General features: G+C 51.9%; 16 protein-coding genes and 3 tRNA genes. 15 read left to right on the top strand and 4 right to left on the bottom strand.

Annotation, left to right across the window (positions count from 1 at the left end):
* Nucleotides 1-14: 14 nt before the first annotated feature.
* The 4 genes from epmA to OGV38_RS24820 all read left to right on the top strand — a co-directional run bounded on the left by epmA (nucleotide 15) and on the right by OGV38_RS24820 (nucleotide 4,040).
* Nucleotides 15-992 (top strand): elongation factor P--(R)-beta-lysine ligase, encoded by a 978-nt coding sequence (epmA, locus tag OGV38_RS24835; protein WP_003830517.1) that lies wholly within the window; start codon nucleotides 15-17, stop codon nucleotides 990-992.
* A 214-nt stretch (nucleotides 993-1,206) separates the two neighbouring features.
* A complete protein-coding gene (gene yjeM / locus OGV38_RS24830) occupies nucleotides 1,207-2,709 on the top strand; it encodes a glutamate/gamma-aminobutyrate family transporter YjeM (protein WP_049271647.1) in 1,503 nt (500 codons plus the stop codon).
* Between the two features lie 300 nt (nucleotides 2,710-3,009).
* The gene (locus OGV38_RS24825) at nucleotides 3,010-3,726 is read left to right on the top strand and encodes a hypothetical protein (protein WP_077249808.1); all 717 of its coding nucleotides are present in this window, start codon (nucleotides 3,010-3,012) and stop codon (nucleotides 3,724-3,726) included.
* Nucleotides 3,726-4,040 carry a YjeO family protein gene (locus OGV38_RS24820; protein WP_049043114.1) on the top strand — a complete coding sequence of 105 codons (315 nt, stop codon included), beginning with the start codon at nucleotides 3,726-3,728 and terminating at the stop codon, nucleotides 4,038-4,040. Before OGV38_RS24825 ends, OGV38_RS24820 begins: the two co-directional genes overlap by 1 nt.
* Nucleotides 4,041-4,090: 50 nt before the next feature.
* On the opposite strand, the gene mscM is transcribed toward OGV38_RS24820, so the two are convergent.
* The 3 genes from mscM to rsgA form a co-directional block, all read right to left on the bottom strand.
* Entirely contained in the window at nucleotides 4,091-7,405 is a 3,315-nt protein-coding gene (gene mscM, locus OGV38_RS24815) for a miniconductance mechanosensitive channel MscM (protein ID WP_210591085.1), read from the bottom strand.
* A 17-nt stretch (nucleotides 7,406-7,422) separates the two neighbouring features.
* Nucleotides 7,423-8,391, bottom strand: a complete 969-nt coding sequence (gene asd / locus OGV38_RS24810) for an archaetidylserine decarboxylase (RefSeq protein WP_016155504.1) — start codon at nucleotides 8,389-8,391, stop codon at nucleotides 7,423-7,425.
* A gap of 92 nt (nucleotides 8,392-8,483) precedes the next feature.
* Nucleotides 8,484-9,536, bottom strand: coding sequence for a small ribosomal subunit biogenesis GTPase RsgA (gene rsgA, locus OGV38_RS24805; RefSeq protein ID WP_019078196.1), 1,053 nt, complete (start codon nucleotides 9,534-9,536; stop codon nucleotides 8,484-8,486).
* Nucleotides 9,537-9,641: 105 nt separating this feature from the next.
* On the opposite strand from rsgA, the gene orn reads away from it, so the two are divergent.
* The 4 genes from orn to OGV38_RS24785 all read left to right on the top strand — a co-directional run bounded on the left by orn (nucleotide 9,642) and on the right by OGV38_RS24785 (nucleotide 10,854).
* On the top strand, nucleotides 9,642-10,187 hold the full coding sequence (gene orn / locus OGV38_RS24800; RefSeq protein ID WP_016151407.1) for an oligoribonuclease: 546 nt from the start codon (nucleotides 9,642-9,644) through the stop codon (nucleotides 10,185-10,187).
* Between the two features lie 240 nt (nucleotides 10,188-10,427).
* A tRNA-Gly gene (locus OGV38_RS24795) sits at nucleotides 10,428-10,503 on the top strand.
* A gap of 156 nt (nucleotides 10,504-10,659) precedes the next feature.
* Nucleotides 10,660-10,735: transfer RNA gene (locus OGV38_RS24790), tRNA-Gly, on the top strand.
* A 43-nt stretch (nucleotides 10,736-10,778) separates the two neighbouring features.
* Nucleotides 10,779-10,854 (top strand) — tRNA-Gly (locus OGV38_RS24785).
* Nucleotides 10,855-11,123: 269 nt separating this feature from the next.
* Here OGV38_RS24785 and queG read toward each other — a convergent pair.
* Complete coding sequence (gene queG / locus OGV38_RS24780) at nucleotides 11,124-12,263, bottom strand: tRNA epoxyqueuosine(34) reductase QueG (protein WP_269518233.1); 1,140 nt, start codon at nucleotides 12,261-12,263, stop codon at nucleotides 11,124-11,126.
* Between queG and nnr the strand changes: the two genes are divergently transcribed.
* The 7 genes from nnr (at nucleotide 12,262) to hflX (ending at nucleotide 19,682) form a co-directional block, all read left to right on the top strand.
* Complete coding sequence (gene nnr / locus OGV38_RS24775) at nucleotides 12,262-13,809, top strand: bifunctional ADP-dependent NAD(P)H-hydrate dehydratase/NAD(P)H-hydrate epimerase (RefSeq protein WP_269518235.1); 1,548 nt, start codon at nucleotides 12,262-12,264, stop codon at nucleotides 13,807-13,809. The genes queG and nnr overlap by 2 nt on opposite strands.
* Complete coding sequence (gene tsaE / locus OGV38_RS24770) at nucleotides 13,781-14,242, top strand: tRNA (adenosine(37)-N6)-threonylcarbamoyltransferase complex ATPase subunit type 1 TsaE (protein ID WP_016151410.1); 462 nt, start codon at nucleotides 13,781-13,783, stop codon at nucleotides 14,240-14,242. Before nnr ends, tsaE begins: the two co-directional genes overlap by 29 nt.
* Before the next feature lie 16 nt (nucleotides 14,243-14,258).
* Nucleotides 14,259-15,590, top strand: coding sequence for an N-acetylmuramoyl-L-alanine amidase AmiB (gene amiB, locus OGV38_RS24765; RefSeq protein WP_286475401.1), 1,332 nt, complete (start codon nucleotides 14,259-14,261; stop codon nucleotides 15,588-15,590).
* A gap of 9 nt (nucleotides 15,591-15,599) precedes the next feature.
* Nucleotides 15,600-16,991 (top strand): DNA mismatch repair endonuclease MutL, encoded by a 1,392-nt coding sequence (mutL, locus tag OGV38_RS24760; RefSeq protein ID WP_286475397.1) that lies wholly within the window; start codon nucleotides 15,600-15,602, stop codon nucleotides 16,989-16,991.
* Nucleotides 16,984-17,934: a tRNA (adenosine(37)-N6)-dimethylallyltransferase MiaA gene (gene miaA / locus OGV38_RS24755; protein WP_016151413.1), complete on the top strand. Its 951-nt coding sequence runs from the start codon at nucleotides 16,984-16,986 to the stop codon at nucleotides 17,932-17,934. The genes mutL and miaA overlap by 8 nt, the downstream gene beginning before the upstream one ends.
* Nucleotides 17,935-18,018: 84 nt before the next feature.
* Complete coding sequence (gene hfq, locus OGV38_RS24750) at nucleotides 18,019-18,327, top strand: RNA chaperone Hfq (protein WP_003025584.1); 309 nt, start codon at nucleotides 18,019-18,021, stop codon at nucleotides 18,325-18,327.
* 74 nt (nucleotides 18,328-18,401) lie between these two features.
* Nucleotides 18,402-19,682, top strand: coding sequence for a ribosome rescue GTPase HflX (gene hflX / locus OGV38_RS24745; RefSeq protein WP_016151415.1), 1,281 nt, complete (start codon nucleotides 18,402-18,404; stop codon nucleotides 19,680-19,682).
* Nucleotides 19,683-19,855 lie beyond the last annotated feature (173 nt).

The raw sequence follows: 19,855 nt of genomic DNA, 5'->3' as shown, positions 1-19,855 counted from the left end.
TCGGAGAAACAACCATGAGCGAAACGGCAACCTGGCAGCCGAGCGCGTCCATCCCCAATCTGTTAAAACGTGCAGCAATTATAGCGGAGATTCGCCGCTTTTTTGCCGATCGTGGCGTGCTTGAGGTTGAGACCCCTTGTATGAGTCAGGCAACGGTAACGGACATCCATTTGTTCCCGTTCGAAACGCGTTTCGTCGGCCCTGGACACTCCCAGGGAATGAATCTCTATTTAATGACCAGCCCGGAATACCATATGAAGCGCCTGCTGGTGGCAGGATGCGGCCCGGTGTATCAACTGTGCCGCAGCTTCCGTAATGAAGAGATGGGGCGTCATCATAACCCTGAATTCACTATGCTCGAGTGGTATCGTCCGCACTACGATATGTATCGCCTGATGAATGAAGTGGATGATTTGCTCCAGCAGGTGCTGGACTGCTCACCTGCGGAAAGTCTCTCTTACCAGCAAGCCTTCCAGCGCCATCTGGAGATAGACCCGCTGTCTGCGGATAAAACCCAACTGCGGGAAGTGGCGGCGAAATTGGATCTCAGCAATATCGCCGATACCGAAGAAGACCGGGACACCTTACTGCAGTTGTTGTTTACGATGGGCGTTGAGCCGCATATTGGCAAAGATAAACCGACGTTTGTATATCATTTCCCGGCCAGCCAGGCATCACTGGCGCAAATCAGTACCGAAGATCACCGCGTGGCTGAACGTTTCGAGGTTTACTACAAAGGTATTGAGCTGGCGAATGGTTTCCATGAATTGACCGACGCGCGCGAACAGCAGCAGCGGTTTGAGCAGGATAACCGCAAACGTGCCGCACGTGGCTTGCCGCAGCAGCCTATCGACACCAACCTGCTTGAAGCGTTAAAAGTGGGTATGCCGGATTGCTCTGGTGTGGCGCTGGGCGTTGACCGTCTGGTGATGCTGGCGTTGGGCGCAGAGAGCCTGGCCGAGGTTATCGCATTTACCGTCGATCGCGCGTAACGCACTCTCCTTCAATACAAAGTGGCGGTGAAATAGCCACTTTGTAGCATATTTTTTCATTTACCCTCTAATAGCCACAATTTACTCCTGGATATTTGATATCGTTCAGGTATCAATTCTGTGTTGATTTTTCTATCGCTGAACTCTGAAAAGAGGGCAGTGCCAACAGGTGAGTGGCGTTTGTTAAACGCTTGCCAGAGTAAGGGATGGTTTAATGACCCAAACAATAAAAAAGATGAGCCTTATAGGTCTCATCCTCATGATATTTACGTCTGTTTTCGGTTTTGCGAATAGCCCCTCCGCATTCTATTTAATGGGGTATAGCGCGATTCCGTGGTATATATTTTCTGCATTATTATTCTTTATCCCATTTGCTTTAATGATGGCGGAAATGGGGGCTGCCTATCGGAAAGAAGAGGGCGGAATCTATTCGTGGATGAATAATAGCGTTGGGCCACGCTATGCGTTTATCGGCACGTTTATGTGGTTTTCTTCCTATGTGATATGGATGGTAAGCACCGCAGCGAAAGTCTGGGTACCTTTTTCAACCTTCTTATTTGGCGCAGACATGACGCAGCACTGGCGTTTTGCGGGGCTTGAGCCTACGCAGGTCGTCGGGTTGCTCGCCGTCGGTTGGATGATTCTGGTAACCTGCGTGGCCTCCCGGGGTATTAATAAGATTGCTCGTATTACGGCTGTAGGCGGAATTGCCGTAATGTGTCTTAATTTAGTTCTGTTGTTAGTGAGTGTCGCTATTTTGTTATTAACTGGTGGTCACTTTGCGCAGGATATTAATTTCATCTCCTCACCTAATCCGGGATATCAGTCCGGTCTGGCCATGTTGTCATTTGTTGTGTTTGCCATTTTTGCTTACGGCGGAATAGAAGCCGTGGGTGGATTAGTTGATAAAACAGAGAAGCCAGAAAAGAACTTTGCGAAAGGCATTGTCTTTGCCGCGATTGTCATTTCTGTCGGTTATTCACTGGCCATATTTTTATGGGGCGTTAGCACCAACTGGCAGCAAGTATTAAGCAATAGTTCGGTCAACCTCGGCAATATAACGTATATCCTAATGAAAAGCCTCGGGATGGCGTTAGGTAACGCGCTGCATCTTTCTCCTGAAACCGCGATGACGACGGGGGTGTGGTTCGCGCGTATCACCGGGCTTTCTATGTTTCTCGCTTATACCGGCGCTTTTTTCACGCTCAGCTATTCGCCACTGAAAGCGATTATTCAGGGAACGCCGAAGGCGCTGTGGCCAGCGCCGATGACCAAACTGAATGCCGTGGGGATGCCGACGACGGCAATGTGGTTGCAGTGCCTGCTGGTGAGCCTGTTTATCCTGCTGGTTTCGTTTGGCGGCGATACGGCTTCAGCGTTCTATAACAAACTGACGCTGATGGCGAACGTCTCGATGACGCTACCGTATCTGTTCCTCGCGCTGGCGTTTCCGTTCTTTAAAGCCCGTACGGACCTGGAAAGACCGTTTGTTGTCTTTAAAACCCGAGCGGCGACGTTGCTGGCCACATCGGTGGTTGTGCTGGTGGTGACGTTTGCCAATGTGTTCACCATCATCCAGCCGGTGATTGAAGCTGGGGACTGGAACAGCGCATTGTGGATGACCGGAGGCCCGATCTTCTTCTCGCTGTTGGCAATGGCGATTTATCAGAACTACAGCCGTCGTATGGTGAAACTCCCCCGGTGGGTGACAGACTAAGGAAAGATAAATATTGAATTTCCGCAAAGCCCGATAGGGATACCGTTCGGGCTTTGTTCGTAATAAATCATTTTTATAATTTATCAAAATGAAATTCGTGTGTATATCTATGATATATTTATTATGACAATCATCTTGGGGTGATATTGTATAATTGGAAATGATTGCTGCTATGAATTTATTTTAAAAAATATAACTTCTGATTTTTCCTTTTATGCTTGTGATATCTGTCTCATTACTGGTTGAGAATCATGGCTATTGTTAGGTCAATGTTTACATTGCCTTGGTGATTAAATTTTTATGATGATCAGCTCTCCGCCATTTTGTGAGATAGACGAATATGGTTTTCCTCATTGGAACGGGTTGGATTTTTTCCGTTGGTATGCCCTGCCTACCAATTGGCGTTTTATGACTGGGAAATCATATCTTTGGTATTATAAAACGGCTTGGTTAATTCACCATAGAACTATTATAAAACAATGTGCTTATGAAGCAAGAGTCCCAGAATTACTCCTTGCAGGTGTTGCTGTCGCAGAAGTTGGCGGAACTCCAGAGAGATTTAAAGGTGTTGGTGTTCTGCAATTTAGACAGGTAATTGAAGAAGTATTGGGAAAGAGCAGCAATGAATGGTCGAATGCTACATCTGTCGGTTCAGTTGCTATCCAGATAGGCGTTGCAGCAAGAACAATAGGTATTCACCCAGATAAACTGACTCATTTTCAGCAATTCCGCTTGTCGCAGTGTTTGCTTGATAACCACTTTAATATTCGGGTTGTAGCATTCCATTTACGCGATCTTATTTTATATGACAATCCAGATTCTGATACTATGTACTTGACAGATGAACAAATAATATTGGCTGGTTCTAGATATAATCGTGGAACCATGAGAAATAAAAAGGATATTATCCAATCTATTAGTGAACAACCCGGTTTTCCGGATCGTGAGTATAGTGAATATGGTCGTCGAATTATAGAAAAGAAAGATGCAATACTTAAAATTATGCGAGGCGGCTAATGAGTTGGAAGTCTTTTACATTGAATTTCATCTGGGGCATAGTTAGCATTATATTGATAATTATGTTTTCAACTCAGGACAAGGAATGGTTTATTGACGGTAGGGGAATTAATAATGTCTGTGATGTCATGAATTATATTGAGGACGACGATGTTCGTTCTGTGGGCATAATCTTAACACTACCTCTGTTTATTCCTTTTATCTATGCGATCGTATGGAGAAGACAGCGCGGTATCTGGCAATATTCTATCATGGCGACTCTCCTGCTTTTTTGGTTATGGCGTTTTAACATTAGATATCAATTATGCTGGTAAATAAGACGCTGGGTAGTGTAAGCACACCTCACGTCTTATTGTGGCATGACTTACAAACTCCCCGCCGGGCGACTGCTTCTGCCCGCAGAACTTAAGGTTCTTCCCGTTTGCTTACCGCCGAGGCTCTCCAGACGCATCTGGAACGGTGGGAACGGCATATCGATACCGTGCTCACGGAAGCCAGCCAGAATCAGCTGGTGGATTTCGTGGCGCAGCGGCATACGATGCCCCATCTCAGCGGCATAAATACGCAGTTCGAAGATTTGAATCCCTTGCTGCAGGTCAACCAGGAAGACTTCTGGCGCCGGGTTATCGATAACCAGTGAGCAGCGTTGTGCGGCAGTAAGCAGGATCTGCGTAACCTCCTCGCTGTTAGCCTCCGACGGTGCCGGGATGGTTAATACCACACGGGTGACCGAATCCGATAACGACCAGTTGATAAACTGCTCGGTGATAAAGGCTTTGTTGGGCACGATGATCTCTTTGCGGTCCCAGTCGCTGATGGTCGTGGCGCGGGTATTAATTTTCGTCACGCTACCGGTAAGATCGCGAATCGTCACCGTGTCGCCAATGCGGATTGGTTTTTCAAAGAGGATAATCAGGCCGGAAATAAAGTTGGCGAAGATCTCCTGCAAACCAAAGCCCAGACCGACACCGAGAGCCGCTACCAGCCATTGCAGTTTGGACCACTCAATACCGATCATTGAGAAGCCCACCAGACCGCCAATCAGCATCAGCAGGTACTTGGTGATGGTGGTGATGGCGTAACCGGTGCCGGGGGTTAAATCGAGATGTTGCAGCAGCGCCAACTCCAGCAGCGCGGGCAGGTTGCGCACTAATTGGGTAGTGATGATAAACACCAGGATTGCGATAAGCACTGCACCCAGCGTTATCGGCTCTAAACTTTCCACACCCTGCACCGTGGAGGTGACATCCCACAACGAGATATTTTCCAGGAAGCCGAAAGCGGAATGAATTTCTGACCACAGCACAATGACCGAGAGCAGGGCGATAAGCATCAGGATAGAGCGCACCAGGCGCAGTGATTGCGCGCTGATAGCATCCAGATCCACTTCGCTTTCATCAACATCAATCGTGCCTTCAAGGCTGGTGGAATGCGCTGGTTCTTCTTCACCCCGTGCGCGCTGCGCCAGCATTTCGGCACGTCGATGCTTGGCGCGGTCAAACGCCAGCCGGCGGCGCTGGATCAGCATCCAGCGGCGGATAACGTGATACACCACCAGTAACAAGAACCAGATAGCTACGGACGTTTCCAGACGCGCCAATAAAGCTTGCGACGTGGCGAGATAGCCCACTACCGCAGCGAGAATGGCAATCAGCGGTGCGCCCATCAGCATATTCCACAGCATGCTGTTGACCATGTTATCGCTGTTGCCTTCTTTATCGAGGTACAGCGGTATTCCGGCGCGTTTCAGGCTCAGGGTTACGACCGTCAGCGCACCGCAAATCAGAATAAAGCACAGACGCCCCAGTGAGGCGGAGAATTCCCGGTCATTGAGATTATCAAACATAATCACCGCCATGATCAGCGGCACAATCAGCCCGATACTCATCAGGTAATAGTGCATGGCTTTCGCGACGCGGTTACGCGGCCAGCCAAAGTGGGCAATGAACAGACCGTTGGGGCGCGCAAAGGTGGCGCAAATCATTACTGCCCACAGCATGGGCACCGTGGCGGTAACGCCATCCCCGATAGCGACAGCCAATGGATAAGGCCAGGCTTCCTGCAATCCGTAACCGAGCGTTGCCCACAGCACCGGCAACGGAGAAGCGACGAGTATCGACCAGAACACCGTGCGTATCGTCAGCCAGAAGTGGTCCTGGGTGACTTTCCCGACCCGGGCAGATGAACGCTCCAGAAAACGGGTGAAGTGTTTGCGCGAAGAGAGGCTAAAGCCAACCAGCACCAATGCCGCGAAAAGCGGCAGCAGCGTTTCTTTGCTGGTCAGCATCATGATGCTGGCTTTGCCCAACTGATTAAACGTATCTAATGAGATCAGACGCCGCAGATCCTGGACGATGTCGACAGGCCAGGAGAGGGAGATGGGGCTAACGTCCGACGTCCAGAACAGATAACGGTGCGTTGCTTCGTTGACCTCTTTTAGCGCATCTTCCAGTTGGCTATTAGAGACTTTGAGCTTGGTCAGCTCAAGGATCAGCGTATCGCCGCCCTGTAACAAAGAGTTCAGCAACTCACGCTGGGTGCGTAACTGGGCGTTGAGAATGCTGCTCTGTTCAGCGGTCAGCGGTTGTCCATCGGCCTGATGAATCTGACGCAACTGCGGCTGTTTGTTGAGGAGATCCTCATAGCGCATACGGTGCACGCGAAGCTGCGCCATTTCGGTATCCAACTGCTGAGGCTTGGGCATTTCCGGTAAACGGGATACCTGCGCGCGCAGCGCTTCTCCCAGCATATTTGAGACCCCAAGCCACTGAGACTGCTCTCGCAGCGTATTCAATGCCTGGCGCACCTGCAGCGTTTGGCTGGCGGCTTGACGCTGTTGCGAGGCGACAAGGTCCATACGTTGCGCCTGCTGGTTTAATGCCTGAGACAGTTCGCGGTTAACCTTGAACTGGTCGACAATACCTTCCGGCAGTCCCGCGCTGTTTTCCGCCAACAGTTCGGTGCTTTCCAGCGCTCGCTCTGCCTCACGCTGACGTTGACTGTTGAGCTGGTTGCGCAAAGCCTGCAGGTAAGTATCGAGCTGCTGGCTCTGTTTTTCCGCCAGCTCTGAGCGCATGCGCGCCAGCTCCTGGCGGTTATTAGCGGAAAGCTGCGCCAGCTCCAGTTCATCGACCAGGGCTTTGAGTTTGGCGGATTCAGCCTGCATCGCCTGATTCTGCGCGGGATTAGCGTTGGCGGTACCAATACGTCGCTCAAGCTCATTTAGCTGGCGGCGGGCATCGGTTTGCTGTTGAGGAAGCTGGCTTAACGAGTCGGCGATTTCCCGGGCGCGATCCTGCTCCTGCTGGGCCTGACGACTCTTTTCCAACAGTTGGCTGCTGACCTGGAGGATCTCCTGGTTTAACGCATCGGTGGTGAGTCCGGTTGGCACATTGCGCGGTTCGTCGCGCAGGTTGCTAAGCTGCGCGCGTAATGTTGCGGACAGCTTGGGGAAGTTATCAATAACCTGCTGATATTGCTGGGTACGCTCGAGAGAACCTTTACGCTCCTCGAGGGCATTCAGCGCGGACTGGAGCGCCTCGACGGTTTCTGGCTGAGCAGGTTTCGCCGCTTTTGCCTGCTCCAGTTCCTGGGTGAGTTGTTTGGCATCGGGGGCCGTCGCAGCGTACGCCCCCAGGCTGAGGCACCAGGCCATCAGAAAAGTGATAATCAGGCGCACAGCAGCGATTCCTATGTTTAACTTTCGTCTTTTTTGTCGTCAACCAGCGGGCTGGCGTCATGTTCTGCTTCGATCTCTTCTTTCGCAAGCGGGGCAGGTTCTGCCTCTGGCGTCACGAATGTCTCGGTCGAGATGGCCATTGGCTGGCCGATTTTGGTCACTGAAAGGTCCTGTAACTGCTCAACCAGGTTAACTTTACCAGGCGCGAACAGGTTGATAACGGTGGAACCGAGCTTAAAGCGGCCCATTTCCTGACCTTTCAACAGCGCCACCGACCCTTCGCTTTCGCCTTCCGGCCAGGTCCAGCGTTTGATGACGCCTTCACGCGGTGGGGTAATGGTGCCAGCCCATGCGGTTTCAATACTGCCGACGATGGTCGCGCCGACCAGAATCTGCACCATCGGGCCAAATTCGGTATCAAACAGACAGATTACGCGTTCGTTGCGTGCAAACAGGTTTGGAACGTTTTGCGCAGTCAGGATATTTACAGAGAAGAGATCGCCTGGCACGTACATCATTTCACGCAGGATACCGTTACACGGCATATGTACACGGTGGTAATCGCGTGGAGATAAGTAAGTGGTCACAAACGTACCGTTGCGGAATTTGTCCGCCATCTGATAGTTGCCGGCCAGCAGTGCTTCAAGGGTATAGCTGTGCCCTTTGGCCTGCAGCAGTTTGTCTTCTTCGATGTTTCCTAACTGGTTAATCACGCCGTCAGCAGGCATGACCAGTACGTTTGGATCGGTGTTAATCGGGCGAACGTCGTCGCGCAGTGGGCGAACAAAGAAGTCGTTAAAGGTACGATAGCTGGCGGTGTCCGGCTTTTGCGCCTCTTTCATATCGACCTTGTAATATTTCACGAACAGATCGATAACCAGTTTAGTCAGCCATCCCGCTCGTTTGCTCGCACCCCAACCCGCCAGGCGAGTGAGCCATAGTTTCGGCAGAATGTATTGTAGCGAAAGCTTAAATGAGTTTAACAAGGTAGCCTCCAGGCCATAATTTGTTCCCGATCCGGCATACGGGCCGGATCCTGAAAAAAGGGGGACGATTCTAGCGATGCTTAGCTTAGTTGTCAGTTGTCTGTATCAGAAAAGTTTTTACGTGTTTTTACCTGCGCCATGCTTTCCAGGATGCGGTGATAATTTTCAAACCGAGTTTCAGCTATTGCCCCTTTTTCTACGGCCTCACGGATAGCGCAGCCTGGATCGGTATCATGCTTGCAGTCGCGGTATTTGCAGTGGCCCAGGTAGTCATGGAATTCGACAAAACCATGTGTGATTTGTTCCGGCTCCAGATGCCACAACCCGAACTCACGTACGCCAGGGGAGTCGATAACGTCGCCACCGTGCGGGAAATGATACAGGCGAGAGGCAGTGGTGGTGTGCTGTCCAAGGCCGGAGTTGTCGGAGACATCGTTGGTCAGGATCTCTTCCTGCAGACCGAGAAGATTATTGAGCAGGCTAGATTTACCAACGCCCGACTGACCGGCAAAAATGCTGATGCGATCGGTTAATGCTTCTTCAAGCGGTTTCAGGCCGTCTTTCGTGCGGCTTGATACCATCAACACGCGATAGCCAATGTGGCGATAAATATCCATCTGTTCGTTAACAAAGGCCATGCCTTCGTCATCTAGCAGATCGATCTTATTCAATACGATAATTGGTTCAACGTGTAGCGTTTCACAGGCTACCAGATACCGGTCGATAATATTGAGTGACAGCTCGGGTAAGATGGCTGAGACAATAACGATCTGGTTGATGTTGGCGGCAATGGGTTTCACCCCGTCGTAAAAGTCGGGACGTGTCAGTACCGAGGTACGCTCGTGTACCGCCTCAACGATGCCTTTGACATTCACGCCTTCTGCTGCTGCTTTTCCCGGGCGCCAGACAACGCGATCGCCGGTCACCAGCGAGCGAATTGTACGGCGGATGTTGCAGCGGTGAATCTCACCGTCAGCAGATTCCACGTCGGCATGCATGCCAAAACGGCTGATAACGATGCCTTCAGCGGTTTCGCCAAACAGGTTGTCGTCGTAGTCTGGCTTCTCCGTGGACGTTTTCAGACGACGCTGGTGATTGGCGTTCACACGGCGCTGTTGGCCTTTGGAGAGTTTATTCTTACTCAATCGGACTGACTCCTGGTCGCCCATAATGGGCAAAACATTTATGATACACGCAATTTTAGATGAATATAGTCACACTGAATGTGACGCTGAAGGGTGGAAAATAGCATGAGTGCCAATGAAAACAACCTGATTTGGATCGATCTGGAGATGACAGGTCTGGATCCCGAGCGCGATCGCATAATTGAGATAGCCACGCTGGTGACGGATGCCAACCTGAATATTCTGGCTGAAGGACCGACAATTGCGGTGCACCAGTCCGACGAACAGTTGGCATTAATGGATGACTGGAACGTACGTACGCATACCGGTAGTGGGCTAGTGGATCGCGTGAAGGCGAGCACCATGGGGGATCGTGAAGCTGAACTGGCTACGCTGGCTTTTTTGAAAGAGTGGGTTCCAGAAGGGAAATCACCTATCTGCGGCAACAGCATCGGTCAGGATCGTCGTTTCCTGTTTAAATACATGCCGGAGCTGGAGGCGTATTTCCATTATCGCTATCTTGACGTCAGTACGTTGAAAGAGCTGGCGCGTCGTTGGAAGCCGGAAATTCTTGCTGGCTTCACCAAGCAGGGAACGCATCAGGCGATGGACGATATTCGTGAATCTGTTGCTGAGCTTGCTTACTATCGCGAACATTTTATTAAGCTTTGATTTTGTGGATGGCCGGACGGCGCTGCGGCTTACCCGGCCTACGAATATCGTTCCTGCGCGCTTGCACTGAGGCTGGATTGTCGCTAAATTAGACGACTTGCCGATAAATTCAGCATTTAAACAGAAAAACGAAAAAATCGCTTTTAGGGGGGTTGCAGCTAAACGGATTTCTCGTATAATGCGCCTCCCGTAACGACAGAGAATTACACGTTACGGCAGCAGCAAAAGCAGTACAAATTTGCGGGAATAGCTCAGTTGGTAGAGCACGACCTTGCCAAGGTCGGGGTCGCGAGTTCGAGTCTCGTTTCCCGCTCCAAAATTTGAAAGTGCTTGTAAAGCACAGACCACCAATCGCAGAATTTCGAATTCCGACAAGGCGGCAACTGAATGAGTCCTTAGAAGCTTACTAAAGTAAGTGACTTAAGCGAATGAAGGCAGCCAACGCAGTAGCGGTTCGAAAGACGAAGATTAAGCGGGAATAGCTCAGTTGGTAGAGCACGACCTTGCCAAGGTCGGGGTCGCGAGTTCGAGTCTCGTTCCCCGCTCCAAAATTTGAAAGTGCTTTTGTCTACAAAGCACAGACACACCCAAGCGGGAATAGCTCAGTTGGTAGAGCACGACCTTGCCAAGGTCGGGGTCGCGAGTTCGAGTCTCGTTTCCCGCTCCAAATTCTTACCCCAATAAAAATATCCACAACGAATAAATACGTTGGGGACGTTTTGTTTCGTCATTGACATACTCTTGTAAACAGACTTATCCACAGGTTCGGGTATTATTCCTGGAATGCAAAAAACTTAGTCGGGTGAATAGTATCATTTTAACTCTTTGAAAATATTGAATTAATTATCATTTCAAATTGTTAATGCGATCACTTGACGATTTTTTCCCTCTTGAATATCAATGTGTTTTTATTTTTATACACAAGCTGTGGATGACTTAAGCGTCACGCGGCAGACCCTTTTCAATGACCCTGACCAAACGTTGTTTCTTCGGTAACTGCACTTCAACTACGCAGGCATTTCGCTTCTCGATTTGCTGAGCAACCGCCCACTCTATGTGTTCGTTGAGAAGTGGGTGCTCACCTCTGCGACTTTCCAGCGCGTGAATAACGGCTTCATCCCATGGGGCATTACCCAGCGCAACAGCGATATTTCGCAGCCAGCGCAGGTGACCAATACGACGAATAGCAGACCCCTCCGTGACTTTTAAAAACCACGCTTCGCTCCAGCTAAACAGCTCTATTAACTCTGGAGCATGAAGTTGTTTGCGTGGGTTGAAGTCATCCTCTGTCGTCAACTGAGAGTAACGGTTCCACGGGCAAATGAGTTGGCAATCATCGCAGCCGTAAATTCGATTCCCCAACAGGGGACGAAACTCTTCCGGGATCGCACCTTCCAGTTCGATAGTGAGATAAGAGATACAGCGGCGCGCATCTACCGTGTAGGGTTCAACGATGGCTCCGGTGGGACAGATGGTCATACAGGCGACGCATTTCCCGCATCCTTCTTCTACTGGGTTGTCGACCGGCAGGGGCAAATCGATCAGTAATTCCCCGAGGAAGAAAAATGAACCAGCTTCGCGATTGAGGATAAGTGAGTGCTTACCTGTCCAGCCAAGCCCGGCTTTTTCCGCTAATGGACGCTCAAGAATGGGCGCAGAATCGACAAAAGGTCTAAAATTCAGCGAAACGCAGTGCTGTTGAATCCTCTCTCCCAGCTTTTTTAAGCGGTTACGCAGCAGTTTATGGTAGTCGCGCCCAAGCGCGTAACGGCTGACGTAACCCAGAGAGGGGTTTTTCAACGTGCTGGCAAAGGCCGCATTGGCAGGAAGATAGTTCATACGTACGCTGATGACACGTAACGTACCGGGTAATAATTCGTGAGGTCGGGCGCGCATCATGCCGTGACGGGCCATCCAGTCCATCTCGCCGTGATAGTGTTTATCCAGCCAGGCCTGCAGTTTGGGCTCCGCTTCGCTGAGGTCGGTGTCGGCAATACCGACCTGCTGAAAGCCAAGCTCCAGCCCCCACTGCTTAATATTTTGCGCTAACTGATTGAGATCGAGGGGCTCTGACATGACGGACCATACAATGAAGAAAAACCCCGCAAGTATACCACACTCCATTTGGCACGCCGATGACATCAGGCGGATGGAGCGAGAGGCGGCAGACAGTTTAGGACTGACGTTGTACGAGCTGATGCAACGGGCGGGAGAGGCGGCGTTTCAGGTCACCCGCAAGACATATCCAAACGCTCAGCACTGGCTGGTGCTATGTGGTCATGGCAAAAACGGTGGTGATGGTTACGTGGTGGCAAGGCTTGCCAAAGCTCAGGGTCTTGATATTACGTTGCTGGCACAGGAGAGTGATAAAGCGTTCCCCGAGGAAGCACAGCAGGCGCGCGACGCCTGGCTTAACGCCGGTGGCGTCATTCATGCTGCGGATATCAATTGGCCAGATCGCGTGGACGTCATTATTGATGCGCTGTCAGGCACAGGCTTAAAACACGCGCCGCGTGAGCCTCTCTCGGCATTGATCGAACGTGCCAATCACCATCCTGCCCCTGTCGTGGCGATAGACATTCCATCCGGCTTGCTGGCGCAGACGGGCGCGGCGCCGGGCGCGGTTATCAATGCTGCGCACACCGTGACCTTTATTGCGTTAAAGCCTGGTCTGCTAACCGGTAAAGCGCGCGATGTCACCGGACGCCTGCATGTTAACGCACTCGGACTGGACGACTGGCTGGCGGGGCAGAACGCGCCGCTGCAACGGTTTGATGCTCAACAGCTTGTAAACTGGTTAACGCCGCGTCGACCCACCTCGCACAAAGGCTCCCACGGTCGGCTGGTGATCATCGGTGGTGACCACGGCACGGCTGGCGCAATACGCATGGCCGGTGAAGCGGCGCTGCGTGCAGGAGCCGGGTTGGTCAAAGTGCTGACCCGAAGTGAAAATATTGCGCCTATTCTGACTGCCAGACCGGAACTGATGGTCGATGCGCTGACGCCGCAGACTCTGGAAGAGAGCCTGGCGTGGGCGGATGTTGTGGTGATAGGACCAGGGCTTGGTCAGCAGGAGTGGGGTAAAAAAGCGCTGCAAAAGGTAGAGAATTTTCGCAAACCGATGCTCTGGGATGCGGATGCGCTGAACCTGCTGGCAATCAACCCCGATAAACGTCACAATCGCGTGATCACGCCGCATCCTGGTGAAGCCGCGCGACTTCTGGGCTGTTCCATTGCAGAAATTGAAGACGATCGATTACTTTGTGCACAACGTCTGGTAAAACGGTACGGAGGCGTCGTCGTGCTGAAAGGCGCGGGTACGGTTGTTGCTGCCGAACAGGCCGAATTGGGTATTATTGATACCGGCAATGCTGGAATGGCCAGCGGCGGAATGGGTGATGTGCTTTCCGGTATTATTGGCGCATTGCTCGGACAGAAGCTTACCCCGTATGATGCGGCATGTGCGGGATGTGTCGCGCACGGTGCGGCGGCGGATGTGCTGGCAGCGCGTTATGGTACGCGCGGCATGCTGGCGACAGATCTCTTTACCACGCTACAGCGTATTGTTAACCCTGATGTGATTGACGTTTATCATGATGAATCGAGTAATTCCACTACCTGATGAGCAGGCGACTTTAGACCTGGGACTGCGGGTAGCCAAAGCCTGTGATGGCGCGACGGTAATTTATTTGTACGGCGACCTGGGGGCGGGTAAAACCACTTTCAGCCGGGGATTCCTGCAGGCGTTAGGTCACAAAGGAAATGTAAAAAGCCCCACCTATACGCTGGTTGAACCCTATTCGCTCGATAATTTGATGGTATATCACTTCGATCTGTACCGACTTGCGGACCCAGAGGAGCTGGAATTTATGGGGATCCGCGATTATTTTGCCAATGACGCCATCTGCCTGGTGGAATGGCCGCAACAAGGTAAAGGTGTACTGCCAGACCCGGACGTCGAAATACACATTGAATATCAGGCGCAAGGTCGAGAGGCGCGCATAAGCGCAGTCTCCTCATCGGGTGATTTATTGCTGGCGCGTTTAGCCGATTAACCTTAAGGGTGGCGGGATGATTTATCGCATCAGAAACTGGCTGATGGCAACACTGGTCCTGCTGTGCGCGCAGGCAGGGGCCGCCAGCCTCTCCGATCTTCAGGTGTCCAATGGCGATCAACAAGCGCGGATTACGCTGAGCTTTATTGGCGATCCTGAATACGCAGTTTCGCAGGACGGGAAACGAACCGTCGCGTTGGATATTAAACAAACCGGTGTGATTCAGGGGTTACCGCTGCTGTTTAGCGGCAATAATCTGGTGAAATCTATCCGTTCCGGCACGCCAAAAGATGCGCAGTCTCTGCGCCTGGTGGTGGATTTAACCGAGAACGGCAAAGCCGAAGCCGTAAAACGCCAGAACGGCGGCAATTATACCGTCGTGTTTACCATCAAAGCTGATGCGCCTCCGCCGCCTCCACCACCTCCAATGGTTGCGAAGCGTGTTGAAGCGCCGGTTATCGCCCCGCGCCCTGCCGAGCCTGCGCGTAATCCGTTTAAAGCGGAAAACGATCGCACCACGATGGTAACCAACAGTAATACCTCCACACGACCTGCGGCGCGCTCCAGTACCAGTAACGGCGAAAAAGTAGTTATCGCCATTGATGCCGGACACGGCGGGCAGGATCCTGGCGCTATTGGTCCCGGTGGCACACGTGAGAAAAACGTCACGATTGCCGTGGCGCGTAAACTGCGCAGTTTGCTCAATGATGACCCGATGTTTAAAGGCGTACTCACCCGTGATGGCGATTACTTTATCTCGGTGATGGGGCGTTCAGACGTTGCGCGTAAACAAAACGCCAACTTCCTGGTCTCTATTCATGCGGATGCTGCGCCAAACCGGGATGCCACTGGTGCTTCCGTCTGGGTACTGTCAAACCGTCGGGCAAACAGTGAGATGGCCGGCTGGCTGGAACAGCACGAAAAGCAATCGGAACTGTTGGGTGGGGCGGGCGATGTTCTGGCAAACAGCCAGTCCGATCCTTATCTCAGCCAGGCCGTGTTGGATCTGCAGTTCGGTCATTCGCAACGCGTTGGGTATGATGTGGCGACCAGCATGATCGGCCAGTTAGAACGTATTGGCTCGATGCATAAGCGTCGTCCGGAACACGCCAGCCTTGGGGTATTACGTTCGCCTGATATCCCGTCAGTGCTGGTTGAAACCGGCTTTATCAGTAACAACAGCGAAGAGCGTCTGTTGGCGAGTGATGACTACCAGCAGCAACTGGCCGAGGCAATTTACAAAGGATTGCGTAACTATTTCCAGGCGCACCCGATGCAAACCGGGCCTCAGGGCACACAGGCGCAAACCGCCAGTGCGGTATCGCCTGGTAACACGTTAACAAATTAAGGATTAGCCATGCCGATTCAGGTTCTACCGCCACAGCTGGCGAACCAGATTGCCGCAGGCGAGGTGGTAGAACGGCCTGCGTCAGTGGTGAAGGAGCTGGTGGAAAACAGTATCGATGCCGGTGCGACGCGCATTGATATTGATATTGAGCGCGGCGGCGCGAAGCTTATCCGTATTCGTGACAACGGCTGCGGGATTAAAAAAGACGAGCTGGCGCTGGCGCTGGCGCGTCATGCCACCAGTAAAATTTCCTCGCTTGACGATCTCGAAGCCATCGTGAGCCTCGGGTTTCGCGGCGAAGCGCTGGCCAGTATCAGCTCCGTTTCTCGTTTAACCCTGACGTCGCGTACGCAAGAACAACCTGAAGCCTGGCAAGCCTATGCCGAAGGGCGCGACATGGATGTGACGGTTAAACCCGCTGCGCATCCGGTGGGAACCACGCTGGAGGTGTTAGATCTGTTCTACAACACTCCGGCGCGGCGCAAGTTTATGCGCACCGAGAAAACTGAATTTAATCATATCGACGAAATAATCCGCCGCATTGCGCTGGCACGTTTTGATGTGACGATTAATTTGTCGCACAACGGCAAAGTGGTGCGTCAGTACCGGGCAGTGGCTGCGGATGGGCAGCAAGAGCGCCGACTGGGCGCGATTTGCGGCACGCCGTTTCTGGAACATGCGCTGGCGATTGAATGGCAGCATGGCGATTTAACGCTGCGCGGCTGGGTGGCCGATCCTAACCACACAACGGCGGCGCTGGCGGAAATCCAGTACTGCTATGTGAATGGCCGGATGATGCGCGACCGGTTGATCAACCATGCTATTCGTCAGGCCTGTGAAGATAAGCTGGGAGCCGATCAGCAGCCCGCTTTTGTGTTGTATCTGGAAATCGACCCACATCAGGTGGATGTTAACGTACATCCCGCCAAACATGAGGTCCGTTTTCATCAGTCCCGCCTGGTGCATGATTTTATTTACCAGGGCGTCGTTTGCGCTCAGCCGTTACTGATCCCTTTACGTCTAAAAGTAAACGCTGATGAAAAAGCGGCGCTGCAAAAAGGGCAGAGCCAACTGGCTGAGTTGGGTATTGAATTTCAACTGGATGCACAGCATGTGACCATCCGGGCGGTGCCTTTACCCTTACGCCAACAAAATTTACAAATCTTGATTCCTGAACTGATAGGCTACCTGGCGCAGCAGTCCGAATTCGAACCGGGCAATATTGCACAGTGGATTGCACGTAATCTGATTAGCGAGCATCCGCAGTGGAGTATGGCTCAGGCGATTACGCTGTTAGCGGATGTTGAGCGGCTTTGCCCACAACTCGTGAAGGCGCCGCCGGGTGGTTTGTTACAACCTGTTGATTTACATTCGGTAATGAATGCCCTGAAACATGAGTGATACCCGTAAGGCGAGCCTGCCAAAGGCGATTTTTTTGATGGGGCCGACGGCCTCCGGTAAAACGGCACTGGCAATTGAATTGCGTAAAGTTTTGCCTGTAGAGTTGATAAGCGTTGATTCCGCCCTTATTTACAAGGGGATGGATATCGGTACAGCCAAGCCTGATGCAGATGAATTACAGGCCGCGCCGCACCGGTTGCTGGATATCCGCGATCCGTCCCAGGCGTACTCTGCTGCGGATTTTCGCCGCGATGCGTTAGCCGAGATGGCCGATATCACCGCCGCGGGGCGTATTCCGCTGCTGGTGGGCGGCACAATGTTATATTTCAAAGCCTTGCTTGAAGGGCTGTCGCCGTTACCGTCGGCAGATCCGGAAGTCAGGGCCAGAATTGAGCAGCAGGCGGCAGAGCATGGGTGGGACGCGTTACACCGACAGCTTCAGGAAATAGATCCGGTGGCTGCGGCGCGTATTCATCCAAATGATCCGCAAAGACTTTCCCGGGCACTGGAAGTTTTTTTCATTTCGGGTAAAACTTTAACGGAGCTGACGCAAACGTCAGGAGATGCTTTGCCGTATCAGGTGCATCAGTTTGCTATCGCCCCGGCGAGCCGTGAACTGCTCCATCAGCGAATTGAGCAGCGTTTTCATCAGATGTTGGCTTCAGGTTTTGAAGCAGAAGTCCGGGCGCTATTTGCCCGTGGAGATTTGCATACGGATTTGCCTTCCATTCGTTGTGTAGGGTATCGCCAGATGTGGTCATACATTGAAGGCGAAATTTCATACGATGAAATGGTTTATAGAGGTGTTTGCGCCACGAGGCAGTTGGCGAAGCGACAGGTAACCTGGTTGCGTGGTTGGGAAGGGGTGCACTGGCTTGACAGTGAAAAGCCTGACCAGGCGCGAAACGAAGTATTACAGGTTGTTGGTGCTATCGCGAACTGAATGTGTACAATTGAAACGTATCGTGCGCAATTTTTCAGAATCGAAAGGTTCAAAGTACAAATAAGCATATAAGGAAAAGAGAGAATGGCTAAGGGGCAATCTTTACAAGATCCGTTCCTGAACGCACTGCGTCGGGAACGTGTTCCAGTTTCTATTTATTTGGTGAATGGTATTAAGCTGCAAGGTCAAATCGAGTCTTTTGATCAGTTCGTGATCCTGTTGAAAAACACGGTCAGCCAGATGGTTTATAAGCACGCGATTTCTACTGTTGTCCCGTCTCGCCCGGTTTCTCATCACAGCAATAATGCCACCGGCGGCACTGGCAGCAACTACCATCACGGTAGCAACGCGCAAGGTTCATCTGCGCAACAGGACAGCGAAGAAACCGAATAAGGTTGTTAGCTGTTTTACACACGGGGAGCCAGCGATCCTGCGTTCCCCGTTGATATATATTAAGGGGTTGACGCTTGTTTGACCGTTATGATGCCGGTGAGCAGGCGGTACTGGTACACATCTATTTTTCGCAAGACAAAGATATGGAAGACCTCCAGGAGTTTGAATCTCTGGTTTCTTCCGCCGGTGTCGAAGCAATGCAGGTGATTACCGGGAGCCGTAAAGCACCGCACCCGAAGTATTTTGTTGGTGAAGGTAAGGCAATCGAAATTGCGGAAGCCGTAAAAGCGACTGGCGCTGCGGTGGTGATTTTTGATCATGCTCTAAGCCCCGCCCAGGAACGTAACCTGGAACAGTTGTGCCAGTGTCTTGTTATCGACAGGACAGGTCTTATTTTAGATATTTTTGCCCAGCGTGCGCGCACCCATGAGGGTAAGTTGCAGGTTGAGCTGGCGCAGTTGCGCCATATGGCTACTCGTCTGGTCCGTGGCTGGACCCACCTTGAAAGGCAAAAGGGCGGGATTGGTTTGCGCGGTCCGGGTGAAACCCAGCTCGAAACCGACCGTCGTTTGCTGCGTAATCGCATTTTGCAAATACAGTCGCGCCTGGAAAAAGTTGAAAAGCAACGTGAGCAGGGGCGACAGTCGCGCAAGAAAGCGGATGTCCCAACCGTATCACTGGTGGGATATACCAACGCCGGAAAATCCACCCTGTTCAACCAGATCACCGAAGCCCGGGTTTACGCAGCGGATCAGCTGTTTGCAACCCTGGACCCAACGCTGCGCCGTATAGACGTAGCGGACGTCGGTGAAACCGTGCTGGCGGATACCGTAGGGTTTATCCGTCATTTGCCGCACGACCTGGTGGCGGCGTTTAAAGCCACCCTGCAGGAAACGCGTCAGGCGACATTGCTGCTGCATGTTATTGATGCTGCAGATTTTCGTGTGCAGGAAAACATCGAGGCCGTCGACACGGTGCTCGAAGAGATCGATGCGCATGAGATCCCGACTCTGCTGGTGATGAATAAAATCGATATGCTGGATGATTTTGAACCACGTATCGACAGAGATGAAGAGAATAAACCCATTCGCGTTTGGGTTTCAGCGCAAACGGGAATAGGTATACCACAGCTTTTTCAGGCTTTGACTGAGCGACTTTCCGGTGAGGTGGCGCAGCATACGTTGCGTTTGCCGCCGCAGGAAGGGCGTCTGAGAAGCCGGTTTTACCAACTTCAGGCAATAGAAAGAGAGTGGATGGAGGAGGACGGCAGCGTGGGTCTGCAGGTTCGTATGCCGATCGTAGACTGGCGTCGCCTCTGTAAACAAGAACCGGCACTGGAAGACTATATTGTCTGACCTGACGGATATGGCCTGAAGATTTTTTCGCCTCTATACCTTGTGGGTTTTGTGCAGCATGAAGGTGGCAAGTCCTGAAATCTTCAGGAGCATAGTCAACTATGTGACTGAGATTAAGGGGCGTAGCCAACGCATCGGCAGCGCAAAATACGCAGGTATAGCATCGCATAACA

Source organism: Citrobacter sp. Cb080 (assembly GCF_030334745.1).
Taxonomy (GTDB): Bacteria; Pseudomonadota; Gammaproteobacteria; order Enterobacterales; family Enterobacteriaceae; genus Citrobacter; species Citrobacter braakii.
This window is presented reverse-complemented; position numbering and strand designations above follow the sequence as displayed.